General features: G+C 60.1%; 15 protein-coding genes. 6 read left to right on the forward strand and 9 right to left on the reverse strand.

Annotation, left to right across the window (positions count from 1 at the left end; genetic code table 11):
- Positions 1 to 7 precede the first annotated feature (7 nt).
- Positions 8 to 556, forward strand: coding sequence for a 5-formyltetrahydrofolate cyclo-ligase (locus FHS83_RS10210; RefSeq protein WP_167082861.1), 549 nt, complete (start codon positions 8 to 10; stop codon positions 554 to 556).
- A 60-nt stretch (positions 557 to 616) separates the two neighbouring features.
- On the opposite strand, the gene FHS83_RS10215 is transcribed toward FHS83_RS10210, so the two are convergent.
- Positions 617 to 1186 carry an HAD family hydrolase gene (locus tag FHS83_RS10215; protein WP_167082862.1) on the reverse strand — a complete coding sequence of 190 codons (570 nt, stop codon included), beginning with the start codon at positions 1184 to 1186 and terminating at the stop codon, positions 617 to 619.
- Positions 1187 to 1394: 208 nt separating this feature from the next.
- Here FHS83_RS10215 and FHS83_RS10220 point away from each other — a divergent pair, with 208 nt between their 5' ends.
- Positions 1395 to 2207 (forward strand): TIGR00282 family metallophosphoesterase, encoded by an 813-nt coding sequence (locus FHS83_RS10220; protein ID WP_167082863.1) that lies wholly within the window; start codon positions 1395 to 1397, stop codon positions 2205 to 2207.
- 7 nt (positions 2208 to 2214) lie between these two features.
- Here the strand turns inward: FHS83_RS10220 and FHS83_RS10225 are convergent, their stop codons facing one another.
- Positions 2215 to 2868 (reverse strand): hypothetical protein, encoded by a 654-nt coding sequence (locus tag FHS83_RS10225; RefSeq protein WP_167082864.1) that lies wholly within the window; start codon positions 2866 to 2868, stop codon positions 2215 to 2217.
- Between the two features lie 168 nt (positions 2869 to 3036).
- Between FHS83_RS10225 and FHS83_RS10230 the strand changes: the two genes are divergently transcribed.
- A complete protein-coding gene (locus FHS83_RS10230) occupies positions 3037 to 4065 on the forward strand; it encodes an aldo/keto reductase (RefSeq protein ID WP_167082865.1) in 1029 nt (342 codons plus the stop codon).
- A 17-nt stretch (positions 4066 to 4082) separates the two neighbouring features.
- Here FHS83_RS10230 and bla (FHS83_RS10235) read toward each other — a convergent pair whose 3' ends face one another.
- The 3 genes from bla (FHS83_RS10235) to FHS83_RS10245 all read right to left on the reverse strand — a co-directional run bounded on the left by bla (FHS83_RS10235) (position 4083) and on the right by FHS83_RS10245 (position 6224).
- On the reverse strand, positions 4083 to 4943 hold the full coding sequence (gene bla / locus FHS83_RS10235) for a subclass B3 metallo-beta-lactamase (RefSeq protein WP_167082866.1): 861 nt from the start codon (positions 4941 to 4943) through the stop codon (positions 4083 to 4085).
- A 56-nt stretch (positions 4944 to 4999) separates the two neighbouring features.
- Positions 5000 to 5548, reverse strand: coding sequence for an alkylhydroperoxidase, AhpD family (ahpD, locus tag FHS83_RS10240; RefSeq protein ID WP_167082867.1), 549 nt, complete (start codon positions 5546 to 5548; stop codon positions 5000 to 5002).
- Between the two features lie 139 nt (positions 5549 to 5687).
- Complete coding sequence (locus FHS83_RS10245) at positions 5688 to 6224, reverse strand: redoxin domain-containing protein (RefSeq protein ID WP_167082868.1); 537 nt, start codon at positions 6222 to 6224, stop codon at positions 5688 to 5690.
- A 673-nt stretch (positions 6225 to 6897) separates the two neighbouring features.
- Here FHS83_RS10245 and FHS83_RS10250 point away from each other — a divergent pair.
- Positions 6898 to 7245 carry a hypothetical protein gene (locus tag FHS83_RS10250; RefSeq protein ID WP_167082869.1) on the forward strand — a complete coding sequence of 116 codons (348 nt, stop codon included), beginning with the start codon at positions 6898 to 6900 and terminating at the stop codon, positions 7243 to 7245.
- On the opposite strand, the gene FHS83_RS10255 is transcribed toward FHS83_RS10250, so the two are convergent.
- A complete protein-coding gene (locus FHS83_RS10255) occupies positions 7237 to 7488 on the reverse strand; it encodes a hypothetical protein (protein WP_167082870.1) in 252 nt (83 codons plus the stop codon). The genes FHS83_RS10250 and FHS83_RS10255 overlap by 9 nt on opposite strands.
- Between FHS83_RS10255 and FHS83_RS10260 the strand changes: the two genes are divergently transcribed.
- Positions 7487 to 8278, forward strand: a complete 792-nt coding sequence (locus FHS83_RS10260; RefSeq protein ID WP_167082871.1) for a hypothetical protein — start codon at positions 7487 to 7489, stop codon at positions 8276 to 8278. The two genes, FHS83_RS10255 and FHS83_RS10260, sit on opposite strands and share 2 nt — an antisense overlap.
- 259 nt (positions 8279 to 8537) lie before the next feature.
- On the opposite strand, the gene FHS83_RS10265 is transcribed toward FHS83_RS10260, so the two are convergent.
- Complete coding sequence (locus FHS83_RS10265; protein WP_167082872.1) at positions 8538 to 9413, reverse strand: LysR family transcriptional regulator; 876 nt, start codon at positions 9411 to 9413, stop codon at positions 8538 to 8540.
- Positions 9414 to 9534: 121 nt separating this feature from the next.
- Here FHS83_RS10265 and bla (FHS83_RS10270) point away from each other — a divergent pair, with 121 nt between their 5' ends.
- A complete protein-coding gene (bla, locus tag FHS83_RS10270) occupies positions 9535 to 10413 on the forward strand; it encodes a class A beta-lactamase (RefSeq protein ID WP_167082873.1) in 879 nt (292 codons plus the stop codon).
- A gap of 19 nt (positions 10414 to 10432) precedes the next feature.
- Here the strand turns inward: bla (FHS83_RS10270) and feoB are convergent, their stop codons facing one another.
- Entirely contained in the window at positions 10433 to 12313 is a 1881-nt protein-coding gene (gene feoB / locus FHS83_RS10275; protein ID WP_167082874.1) for a ferrous iron transporter B, read from the reverse strand.
- A gap of 31 nt (positions 12314 to 12344) precedes the next feature.
- A complete protein-coding gene (locus FHS83_RS10280) occupies positions 12345 to 12638 on the reverse strand; it encodes a FeoA family protein (RefSeq protein WP_208414443.1) in 294 nt (97 codons plus the stop codon).
- Positions 12639 to 12756: the final 118 nt, after the last annotated feature.

Genomic DNA, 12756 nt, shown 5'->3' on the forward strand with positions numbered 1-12756 from the left:
TCTTCAGATGACCGATAAAGCCACCCTCCGCAAAAACGCCGAACAAACCCGTGCCGCGCTGGCCCGTCCGGAACATGGCGCGCGGCTGGCCGCTTTCGCGTCTGAACTCCCCATCTCCAGTGGCGTCGTCTCAGGCTATTGCGCTTGCCGCAGCGAAGCCGATCCCAAGGCCTTGATGGCGGCGCTGGCGTCGCGCGGGTTGCATCTGGCGTTGCCCGTGATTGTGCAGAAAGCCGCGCCGTTGCGCTTCCACCGCTGGCAAGAGGGCGATGAACTGGTGCTGCATCGTTTTGGTGTCGCCGAGCCGCTACCCACCGCCGACATCGTTGAGCCGGACGTTTTGCTGGTGCCGCTTCTGGCCTTTGACGATGCGGGCTACCGGCTTGGCTATGGCGGCGGCTTCTATGATCGCACGCTCGCCGCATTACGCGCCAAGAAGCCCATAACCGCGATCGGCATTGCTTATGCAGGCCAGCGTATCGACCACCTGCCAAGGGACGCCTATGACCAGCGTCTCGATGCGGTGCTGACGGAAGAAGGGCTGACGCGCTTCTAGAGCGCTTTCAGGAAAAGTGGACTGCCGGTTTTCCGTCCGAAAGCGCGAAAGTTGAAGAGTCTAGAGCACGCCCAGCGCGCCGAGATCTGCCTTCAGCTTATCCACGCCGGTGAAGAGCAGCGCCTTCAGGCCAAAGCCTTCGGCGGCGGCGATGTTGTTTTGGTTGTCATCGGTGAAAACGCACGCCTGCGGCGCCAGCCCCAGCCGCTTCACGCTAAGGGCGTAAATCTCCGGGTTGGGCTTGGTCAGGCCGACTTCGGCGGAGATCACGATATCGTCGAACAGCCGCTCCAGATCGTGCTTGGCCATCACCTGGCGCAGGAACGGGTTCATGGCGTTGGAGAGCAGCGCGGTACGCCGCTTGGCTTTGACCTCTTCGATCAGCGCCACCATCTCTGGGTTGATATTCACATGGGCCCAGAACTCCGCGTGAAGCTGGGCGGCGCTGGCGCCGGTGCGGGCCGCGAGCATTTCCAGCACCTGCGGCAGATCGAGATGGCCGAGATCGGCTTCCTCGACGATATCGGCTTTATAGGCCACCGCCTCTTCCGCGCTCATATAGCGGGGCAGCACGAAAGGCGTGATTTCCGAGCAGATCACCCCAAAAAAATCGAAAATGACGGCTTTCATGGCTCTTCCCATACCGCTGCGGTGGGGTCTCTGTAGCAGGTTTTTGTGGCGTGTGAGATGCGGGTTTTCAACGGCCCGGTGGGCTCTTGGCCAAATTTGTTGACGCAGGGCGGTGATCGCGCGCGGCGTGCGCGCCTTCTGGCGCAGATTTTGTAGCTTCAACGACGGATAACGGTTTCCCCAGCGCATCGCTGTGATAAGAAGCGATATGCGACTTTTGTTCATCGGCGACATCATCGGGCGCCCCGGTAGGGACGTCGTCACATCTGAACTCCCCCGGCTGAGAGACCTGCTCAAGACGGATTTCGTCATCGCCAACGCGGAAAACGCGGCGGGCGGTTTCGGCCTCACACGTCTGGTTGCGGACGAGCTTTTCTCCGCCGGTGTGGATTGCATCACCACCGGCAATCACTGGGCCGACCAGCGCGAGATCCTCTCCTTCATCGATGATGAGGACCGCATCCTCCGTCCTAGGAATTACCCCACGGGCGTGCCCGGCAAGGGCGCAGGCCTTTATGAAACCCGCAGCGGCCAGCACGTGCTGGTGTTGAATCTGATGGGCCGCGTCTTCATGGATGCGCTCGATGATCCTTTCGCCGCCGCCGAGGCTGAGCTGGGCGCCTGTCCTTTGGGCGTGGCCGCCGATGCGGTGGTGCTCGACATCCATGCTGAGGCCTCCTCCGAGAAGATGGCGATGGCCCATTTCTGCGATGGCCGCGCCAGCCTCGTCGTCGGCACCCACACCCATATCCCCACCGCCGATGCGCAAATTCTGCCCGGCGGCACCGCCTATCAATCCGATGCGGGCGGCTGCTGCGATTATGATTCCGTGATCGGCATGGAAAAATACGAGCCGGTGCAGCGCTTCATCCGCAAAATGCATGGCGGACGGTTCTCCCCGGCCTCTGGTCCTGCCACGCTCTGCGGCGTCTTCGTCGAAACCAATGCCCGCGGTCTCGCGGTGCGCGTCGAGCCCGTGCGCGTCGGCGGACGGTTGAAGCAGAGCATTCCGGAAGTGTGAGCGGGTGTTATTTCGCTGTCGTTTGATGCGCGGCGATCACGTCCAGGATCACTTTGTCGTCGATCATGGGATAGCCCGTCAGCGCGGGTCTTTCGCGTTCCAGTTCGTCGCGTGAAGTGATCACCTGCTTATAGAAAGCGCCATCGGCGGCATCCATCGCATCGAGCCCTTTATCGGCGTCGCTCAACAATTGGCGAAACCTTTCCCGCGTTGTTGCGCGCGACGCCAACGCCGGATTGGAAAGATCAACCGCAAGGGATTTGGCGCCATCGAGTGCGGTCGCGGTCGCTTTCAGTTTTCGATATTTGGAGACTTCGGCGGTGGTGAGTTTTGTAAGCTCGCCGAGATAGGCCGTGAGTGCTGCTTTTTCCGCATGGGGCAGGGTGGCTGCAGCGACCTGTTTGCCCGTCTCGGCCAAATGTTTGATCTGAGCTTCGCCGCGCCCAAGGATGGCTTCGTAAGAGCCTTTGCGGGCTTTGGTTTCGAAACTCAAAAGCGCGGTTGCGGTGGTGGAGATTTCCGCCACGGGCTGTTGCAACTTTTGCCGGGCTTCGGCGACTTCGCGGCGCCATTCCAGATAGCCGCCAACCGCCGTCGCGACGCCGATGGCGATCAAGATCAGCCCCAGCCCGTAAAGGCCCAGCTTCAGTTTGGAAACCATCCCCACGCCCTGCCACTACCCCGTCAGGTTTATAAACCGACCGCCCGCGAAGTACCAGATTGGCGCGCAATCCTGGTTACGCGCGCGCCTTTCACGCCCATGTCACGTGACCGCGCCCAAACGCCTCGATAGAATCGCCGCGCAATTTTCGCTGTTTCGAGGTTTCTCATGGAATATCGCCAGCTTGGCCGTTCCGGTTTCAAGGTTCCTGTTTTGACCCTCGGTACCGGCACCTTCGCCGGACGGGGCGAGTTTTTCGGCGCCTGGGGCTCCACCGATGTCGCGGAAGCAACCCGCCTGATCGACATTTGTTTGGAGCACGGCCTCACCATGTTCGATAGCGCCGATGGCTATTCGGCGGGCGGTGCGGAAGAGGTGCTCGGCGCCGCCGTGAAGGGCCGCCGCGACAAGGTGTTGATCTCGACCAAAGCCACCTTTCCGATGGGCGATGGCCCCAACGATGTCGGTTCTTCGCGCTATCATTTGACCCGCGCGGTGGATGCCTCACTGAAACGCCTCGGCACCGATTACATCGATCTCTTCCAGCTGCACGCTTTCGACGCCGTGACGCCGATTGAAGAGGTGCTATCCACGCTTGATGATCTCGTGCGCGCCGGTAAGATTCTTTACACCGGCATTTCCAATTTCTCCGGCTGGCAGGTGATGAAATCCCTCGGCTTGGCTGAGAAATACGGCTTCCCGCGTTATGTCGCCAACCAGACCTATTACTCGCTGATTGGGCGCGATTACGAATGGGAGTTGATGCCGCTCGGCCTGGATCAGGGTATTGGCGCGGTGGTGTGGAGTCCCTTGGGCTGGGGCCGCCTCACCGGCAAGCTTCGCCGTGGCGTTCCCGTGCCTGCCGAGAGCCGCCTGCACAAGACCGCCGATATGGGTCCGCCGGTCGAGGATGAATATCTCTATCGTGTGGTCGATGCGCTGGATGAAGTCGCCAAGGAAACGGGCAAGACCATTCCGCAGATCGCACTCAATTGGGTGCTGCAACGCCCGACCGTGTCGACCGTGATCATCGGCGCGCGCAACGAGCAGCAGCTGCGCGATAATCTCGGCGCGGTGGGCTGGAATCTCACCAAGGAACAGATCGCTAAGCTCGATGCGGCGAGCGAAACCACGCCGGTCTATCCCTATTGGCACCAGCGCGGCACCTTCCAGTCCCGCAATCCCAAGCCTGTGTAAGAGACCGCGCGTCCCCGTCAGGGCGCGCGCTTTTCTTTCGCCAGCGCGGTCTCGAAATCGCGCTCGCTCGCCGCGACATAGGCGGGCAGCGCCTCTGGGGCGATGAAGGGGTTTGGCGCGCCCATTTTGCGGCGTTGGGATTTGTCTATCTCTCCCGCAATGTCTTGATGTTCCGTCAGCAGAATATCGGCGGAGAGCGATTTCAGCTTGGCGAAGCTCTTTCGGTAATCCTGGGTGATCGAAGGATAGGTCGGCGTGCCCGCGATGGGGTTGCCGCCGGTCGAAAGGCTTCCGGCGAACAGCACCAGATGCGGCTCGCCATTTTCAACGATCTTCATCGTCCAGCTTAAATTGCCCGGCGTGTGGCCGGGGGTGAGATGCGCGGTCAAGGTCACGCCGCCAAAGGAAAGCGCCTCGCCATCGCCGATCACACAGTCCACCTTGACCGGCGTGAAAGGGATCGGCGCGCTCGGCCCGAAGGTGATGCGTCCCGCTTCCAGAAAAGGCTTGTCCGCCGCGCTCGCCACGATCCGGGCGCCGGTGTCCTTTTGGAGCTGCGCCAAGCCGCCGACATGATCGAAATGGGCGTGTCCGGCTAAAAGCAGCTTCACATCGCCGAGCTTGAAACTAAGCTTTTGAATATTGGCTTCGATCAGCGGCACGGATTCCGGCAAGCCCTGGTCGATCAGGATCAGGCCTTGGCGGGTTTTGATTAGATGAACCGAAAGCCCCGCCGTGCCGACGTAATAGACCGGTCCGATGATATGAAACGGCTCCGCCGGTTTGTTCCAGGCGATGCGGTCTTTGGCGAAAGGTGCCTCGGCAGCCGCCGGTAAGATAAGGGCGGCCAGGGCAAAAGCGGCAGCGAGAAATTTCATGAAGGGTCCCCCTGCGGGCTGCGGGGCAAGCTATAGCACCGCAGGGGGATATGCTGTTAGGCCGCTGTAGTCGTAGACGGCTCGGCATCTTCGCCGTCCAGCACGGCGGCAACCGCATGCACCACCGAGGCGATACGTACCGCGGCCTGAATCTGCTCGGCCGTCATGCCGCCATTGCGCAGCACTTTCTCATGGCTGTCGATGCACATGCCGCAGCCATTGATGGCCGAGACGGCGAGCGACCAAAGCTCGAAATCGATCTTATCGACGCCGGGCTTGCCGATCACATTCATGCGCAGCTTGGCGGGGAGCGTGCGGTAATCCGGCGCCGAAGCCAGATGGGTGAAGCGGTAATAGATGTTGTTCATGCCCATGATCGCGGCGGCAGCGCGCGCGGCGGTGAGGGCTTCGGGGCTCAGCTTGGGCCCGAATTCCGAAAAGATCGCGTTGGTGGTGGGCTTGTTGCGCGAGGCGAGCGCGCAAGCAATGAAGGTTCCGGCGCGCTGCTGCTCGGTGAGCGAAGGCTCGGTGGCGAGCGTCGACAGGTTCAGCTTCAGATCCTTGGCGTATTCGGGCAGGGCGTCTTTCAGGGCTTCAATCGACATGGGGGCACTCGAGTAAGAGGGGCGTTCAAAAAGTAGAAACCCCACCGGCAAGAGAGAAATGCCGGCGGGGTCTCTTTTCAGAGCCCGGCCGCCAGGAGGGGGGATGGCAGCCGGAACCCGACGGGAAAGGGATGTGCGATCAGACGTGGATCGTCTCTTCGCCCTTGTTCCAGTTGCAGGGGCAGAGCTCGTCGGTCTGCAGCGCGTCGAGGATGCGCAGCACTTCCTGCGGATTGCGGCCCACGCTCATGTCGGTGACATAAGCAAAGCGGATCACGCCTTCCGGGTCGACGATGAAGGTGGCGCGCTTGGCAACGCCGGCTTCTTCATCGAGCACGCCGAGCGCGGTCGAAAGCCTGCGGTTGGTGTCGGCGAGCATCGCGAAGGGCAGATCCTTCAGGTCGGCGTGGTTGTTGCGCCAGGCCAGGTGGACGAATTCGCTGTCGACCGACACGCCATAGATCACGGTGTCGCGATCCTTGAAGTCGCCATTCAGCTTGCCGAAGCCGGCGATTTCCGTCGGGCAGACAAAGGTGAAGTCCTTCGGCCAGAAGAAGACGAGCTTCCACTTGCCCGCATCGGATTTCTCGGTGAAGTCGGCAAAGGCGGTCTTGGGGTCGGTGGAAACGACGGCCTTAACGGAAAATGCGGGGAACTTATCGCCAACGGTCAGCACGGATGAATCTCCTTTTGGTCGGGCCTAGAAGCTGCGGTTTTCGGCGCAGCGGGTGACTAACTGGGCTAAACTTAGAAATATTCTAAACTGATGTCAAAACCAAAGTGCCATCTGCGGCAATGTGGACCAATTCTAAAAATAACCAACTGAAATACTTGAGAAAAAATACAAACTAAGACGCAATCGCAATAAATGATGACGTGCAAACAGGCCCGCAAAATCGCCTGGAATCATCGATTTTGGGCCTTTACCTGCGAGTCACTCTCTCGCAACCGGAGCGATAAAAGCGCCAGCCGCTCAGGTATGCCGTCCGCCCAAGTTTCCCCACCCTGACCGCCTTCCGCGACAGTTTTCGAAAAGGGGGGAGAGTAGCTGTCTCGTCCTTTTCTGCTCCTGCTTCGCGTCTCACGGATGCGCAGATCCATTCCCCTCGCTCCTTGAGGGAGAGGGCGCAAAATCTTGCACTTAGCCGGTGGCACAGAGCTTTCGAGCTGAACACGATAGCCAAGGCTAAGTGCTAGATTTTGCGGGTGAGGGGTATGTCGCGCCCTGGACCCCTCACCTGAAAAATCAGGGGGTTAGCACCGCGCCATTCTTGTTATTCATCCAATCTTGCGGCGCGCCACTAACCCCGTGATTTTTCTTCCTCTCCCACAAGGGGCGAGGAAGATATGTGCGTCTTCTGTCCGAAGGCGTGGGGCAGAAAAGGGGAGTATTCAGCGCGGATGCGTTCGTTCTTTGCTATGATCCGCATCGACCAATTACGGGGCAGTTGGAAGCCGTGAGTGCGGCAAAATGGTGGATGCGAGGAGCGATAGCCGTGGAAAAAAGTGATGAGAACGAGATCAAGCGCGCGGCCGATAAACTTATGAATGACTACGGTGAAGAGGCGGGGCGCTACGCCGCAATGAGGTTGGCTGATGTGAGGCGTGGTGGGGATGCAGAAATCATAACCTATTGGCGTGACATAATTGCCGAGATCAATAAGCGCCCCAAAAAAAGCAAAGTAGGATCAGACTGAGGCAGTAATCGCGGTGTGTGCAGCGAAGATATCCACCAATCTCACAGCGGCATCATAGGATATAGCCTTGCCGAGTATTTCAATTCCGGATGACGGCGACGCCGAATCAATCTCATATATAAAGTAACCGCAATCATCTCCTAGCGCATACGCCTTGTTGTCTTCGAACGTCTGCTTGGAAAGAGGGGCAACGCAAATCTCTCGACCATCTTTCAGGCGGGCACAGAACACGAGTTCACGCATGGCAGACTCCGACTTTGTATGGCGCGTCAATCGTAGGCCGCGTGCAACCGTCCTTGAGCTGGGCGAGTACATGGCGGCCGACGACAAACCACGCGAAACGATCCTTCGCAAGCTCAAGTACGAGCGGATCGCACCTTCGTTAATATATGATAAACTATACAGGGCGGTAGTGGGATTTCTTACGAGCCCCACCCTCGACCGGAGGGTGCTGGACGCCTGCCGCCGTGATCTGGAGTTTGAACGTGATGCTTGCGCCGTCATCCAACGGCGCGAAAATCTCCAATACGAACTCAACGCACTTGATGCTTTCGAGCGTAGTTTGAACGCCTTAAACATTAGGTCATTCATTTTCGAGCGCCTGCCACAGACTGGGAGGCCAGTGCAGTCAGAGGGTGTGCACATCTCAGTTCGCCCCACGGTGCGCATACGGGTCAGCAGGCCGCGCGGAAAGGACCTAATTGGTGCGCTCTTGATCGACCATGCGAAGGGTATTCCGCCCAAGACCACAGAGGCGGAACTGAAGCTGACCAATGCTATGTCCCACAGCGCCGCCATTCTGAATAGACAGGTGTCCGAGATATTGGCGGAAGGCGGGCGGGACGACGAGAAGGTTTCTACAGAGCACTGCATCATCTTCCACACGTACCGCCAGCAGCAGGTTTGCTGCCCGGGGAATTCGAAGAAGATGATGAACAACATAGATGCTGTGTGTCGGAATATGGCGCGCGGGTGGGCTGGGGTTGAGCCGCCAGCGGGCTTTGATCCGTCCAAGGCTCGTTATCGCGGTTAATCACAGCCTCGTCTTCTTGCGTGCCATTCCCATCTCATCCCCGGCGGCGTTTTCACTTGATGGGTTTCGGCTTTTTATTGCTCAAAGGGCACGGTTAGTAGGGGTAATACTGGCGCTAGCCGGTGGCTAAAAAATCAAATTAGCCCCCATCCCCCTTGAACCCTGCGCCTCTAATTCCCATATGAGCTAAATCGGACGCGTTGCGTTCACTCCCCCTTTTTGATTTTCCCCACAAAAAGCCTGCGCAGTGCGGGCAAGTTCATCGCGTCTCGGCGCAGCGTTCGCGCAGCCAGCTCCTAAACCGTGCCATCGCGGGCGAATCCGGGCGTGATTGCAGCTTGGTCAGCCAATAGCGTCCGGTTTCGATTTCGACCGCGAAGGGGCGCACCAGCCGTTCCTCAGCAAGCGCGGCGGAAAACATCGCGAGTGGCAGAAGCGCCACGCCATGTCCTGCCATTGCGGCGGCGGCCATGGTGACGGAGCTATCGAACATCGGCCCGTGAATGGCGGGGCAGGGCACGCCTGCCGCCGCAAACCAGCAGGCCCATTCATCGCGGCGATAGGAGCGCAGCAGCGTTTCGCCGGAAAGATCGCTCGGGCTCGAAAGCCGCCGCGCGATTGCGGGCGCGCAAGCCACGCCTAGAGGCGCCGCGATCAAAGCTTCGGCATCGGTCTCATGCCAGGCGCCCGCGCCAAAGCGGATCGCCATATCGAGCCCTTCGCCTGCCAGATCGACGCGATTGTTATTGGTCAGAACACGCAAATCGATATCGGGATGTTCGCGCTGAAAATCGGGCAGGCGCTGCATCAGCCAGCCCGCGGCGAAAGTGCCGACCACGCCGATGGTCAGAACATCGCGGTATCGCCCACCGGAAAAACGATCCAGCGTCGAACCCAACCGGTCAAACGCGTCCTGCACCACGGGGATCAGCGCGAGGCCTTCATCGGTCAGGGCCAGGCCGCGCGGCAGGCGACGAAACAGCGGCGCGCCAAGCTGCTCTTCCAGGGCTTTGACCTGATGACTGATCGCGCCCTGGCTGACGCAGAGCTCCAGCCCCGCCTTGGTGAAGGAGAGGTGGCGGGCGGCGGCCTCGAAGGCGCGCAAGGCATTGAGTGGAAGTTGCGGGCGTTCCATGGCGCGAATGCATGAATTATTTTCATGATTAAGTCGAGATATGATGCTTTGTGCCGCCTCGAAAAACGCGATTTAACGGCCTTATCGGGCTCATTTGCTCTCAAATGCGGGAGAAAATATCATGGATAGGCGGGTGTTTTTATGGACCAGCTCTTTGGCGCTGGTCGGCGTGGCGGGGCTTAGCGCGGCCAAGGAATTGGTCTTTCCCAGACAGGAAGGGCTTCTGGCGGCGGTGACTCTGGCGGAGAAAACCAGTGGCGGGCGGCTCGGTGTGGCGGTGATAGATACCGGCTCGGGCGCGCGCTTTTCCTATCGCGGCAGCGAGCGCTTTCCCCTCTGCTCGACCTTCAAATTGCTGCTCGTGACCGCGGTGCTGTGCAAAGTCGATGCGGGGGCGGAATCGCTCGAACGCCGCGTCGCGGTAAAGAAGGGGGATATCCTCGGTAATTCGCCCTTCAGCGCGCAGCATGTCGGCACCAGTGCGAGCCTTGGCGAGCTCAGCGAAGCCACCATCACCCTCAGCGACAATACCGCCGCCAACCTTTTGCTGCCTGCCGTCGGCGGGCCCGAGGGGCTGACGAAATTCTTAGCAGAGATGGGCGATAGCGTGACGCGCATCGACCGCTATGAGCCCATCATGAGTTCCTCCATCGCGCATGATCTTCGCGATACCACCACGCCGGAAGCGATGGCCGCCACGGTGCAGAAATTCGTGCTGGGCACCGTGCTGAAACCCGCCTCGCTGGCGCTGCTGCAAGCCTGGCTCCGCGCCACGAAAACCGGCAGCAACCGTTTGCGCGCTGGTCTGCCCGCCGATTGGCAGGTGGGCGATAAGACCGGCACCGGCGATCACGGAACGTCCAACGACGTCGCGGTGATCTGGCCGCCGCATCGCGCGCCTTTGGTGGTGGCAAGCTATGTCAATGAAAGCAAGCTCAGCGACCGCGCCACGCAACACATCCATGCCGAAGTTGGCAAAGCGATCGCGGCAGCGGTGTAAACGGCCACTAAGCTGGGGGCTAACCCGCCCCCAGCATTACCGCGACATGATAGGTGATGAAAGCCGCGACATAGGCCAGCGCCAGCATGTAGCCAAAGGTGATCCACATCCATTTCCAGCTGCCGGTCTCACGCTTGATCACGGCGAGGGTGGAGGCGCATTGCGGCGCGAAGATGTACCAGGCAAGGAACGCCAAGGCGGTCGCAAGGCTCCATTGATGCGCGAGCAGCGTGCCGATCTGCGCTTCGGCATCGCCGCCGGAAATCGAATAGACGGTGCCGAGGGCTGCGACGGCCACTTCGCGCGCGGCCATGCCGGGGATGAGCGCAACCGAAATCTGCCAGTTGAAGCCAATGGGCGCTAGCAGCGGATGCAGCGCTTGGCCGATCATCGCCGCGAGGCTGTAATCGATAGCAGGGCCGGTCGCGCCAGCCGGGGCTTGCGGGAAGCTCGCCAGGAACCAGATCAGGATGGTCATGGCAAAGATGGTCGTGCCCGCGCGCTTCAAGAAGGCGGTGGCGCGATTGGCCAGCGCCAGCACAACGCTTTTTGCACTCGGCACTTTGTAATCGGGCAGCTCCAGCATGAAGGGCGGGCTCATCTCCTGATGCCAGAAGAATTGCTTGGCGATGAAAGAGACGCCCAGCGCCGAGAGAATACCGACCGCATAAAGCCCGAACATCACGAGGCCTTGCAGTGAGGCAAAGCCGAAGACAGTTTTCGCGGGAATGAAGGCGCCAACGATCAGCGTATAGACCGGAATGCGCGCCGAGCAGGTCATCAAAGGCGCCACAAGGATCGTGGTCAGGCGGTCCTTTTTGTTGTCGATCACGCGCGTCGACATGATGCCGGGAATTGCGCAAGCAAAGCTTGAGAGCAGCGGAATGAACGCCCGTCCGTGCAGCCCCGCGCCGCCCATGATGCGGTCCATCAGGAACGCCGCGCGCGCCATATAGCCAAGGTCTTCCAACAGCAGAATGAAGAAGAACAGGATCACGATCTGCGGCAGGAACACGATCACCCCGCCGACACCGCCGATCACGCCATCGGTGATGAAGCTCTGCAGAAGGCCCGCGGGCAAATAGGTCTTGGCGAGATCACCTAAGATGCCGAATCCTGCATCGATCCCATCCATCACGGGCTGGGCCCAAGTGAAGACGGCCTGAAACATCACGAAGAGGATGGCGAAGAGGCAGATCAGCCCCGCCACAGGATGCAGCAGCACCGAATCCAGATAAGTCGTCAGCGTATCGGGTTTGGCAGGCAGCTTCACCGCCGCGCGAATGATCTTGTCGGCTTCGTTCTGGCCTGCGCGCAGCTCGGCGGCGTTCGGCGGCGCCCAAGAGCAGACCCCGCCCATGCCCGCACGCGTCAGGGCGAAATCATCCATGGCTTTGACCAGGGCATCCGTGCCGCCCTTCCTTACCGCGATGCTGGTGACCACGGGAAAGCCGAGCGCTTCGGAAAGCTTGTTGGTGTCGATCTCGATGCCGCGCTTCTTGGCGATGTCCATCATATTGAGGACCAGCATCATCGGGCGGCCGACGCGGCGCAGCTCGAGCACCAGGCGCAAGGCGAGGCGCAGATTGGTGGAATCCGCGACGCAGACCAGGAAGTCGGGCGGGGTTTCGCTGGCGAGCTTGCCCAGGATCACATCGCGGGTGATCTCTTCGTCCGGGCTGCGCGCGCGCAAGGAATAGGTGCCGGGCAAATCGACGATGTTGAAGCAGAGCCCGGACTCCGTGTGGAGCACGCCGGATTTGCGTTCCACCGTCACGCCGGGATAGTTCGCCACTTTCTGGCGGCTGCCGGTCAAGGCGTTAAAGAGGGCTGTTTTTCCGCAATTGGGTGTGCCGACCAGGGCGCAGCGAAGAATGGCGGTATTCGTGACGGCGTTCATATCCCCGGCGTTCCTTGAAAAATATGCGGTCTCAAACGACCAGGATCGCCATGGCTTCGCGGCGGCGTAGGGCGACGGTAGCGCTATCGACGCGCACCGCAATTGGATCATGCCCGATCAGGCCCTCATGCAGGATTTCGACGGAGGCGCCCTCGACAAAGCCAAGCTCGATCAGCCGGCGCTCCAGCTCTTCGGGGCTAAGACCGCTCTCATCGTCGGTGGCTTCAATGGCTTCTATTTTTCCGTGGAAGCCCGGACGGGCCCGGCCCAAAGGCGTGCGCATTGTGGCGCGGTGGGCGGTAACTGGAGGGGCTTCACGGAACATGTTTGTTCGCCTGTTTACTTGCGACCCATTCTCAATAGCATTAATGCCTTATGCAGCTGCAATAGTCAAGTTCCAACCTGACGCAGAGGGAATGCGATCCTATTCCACAAGTTGTAAG

The sequence above is a fragment of the Rhizomicrobium palustre genome, from assembly GCF_011761565.1.
GTDB lineage: Bacteria > Pseudomonadota > Alphaproteobacteria > Micropepsales > Micropepsaceae > Rhizomicrobium > Rhizomicrobium palustre.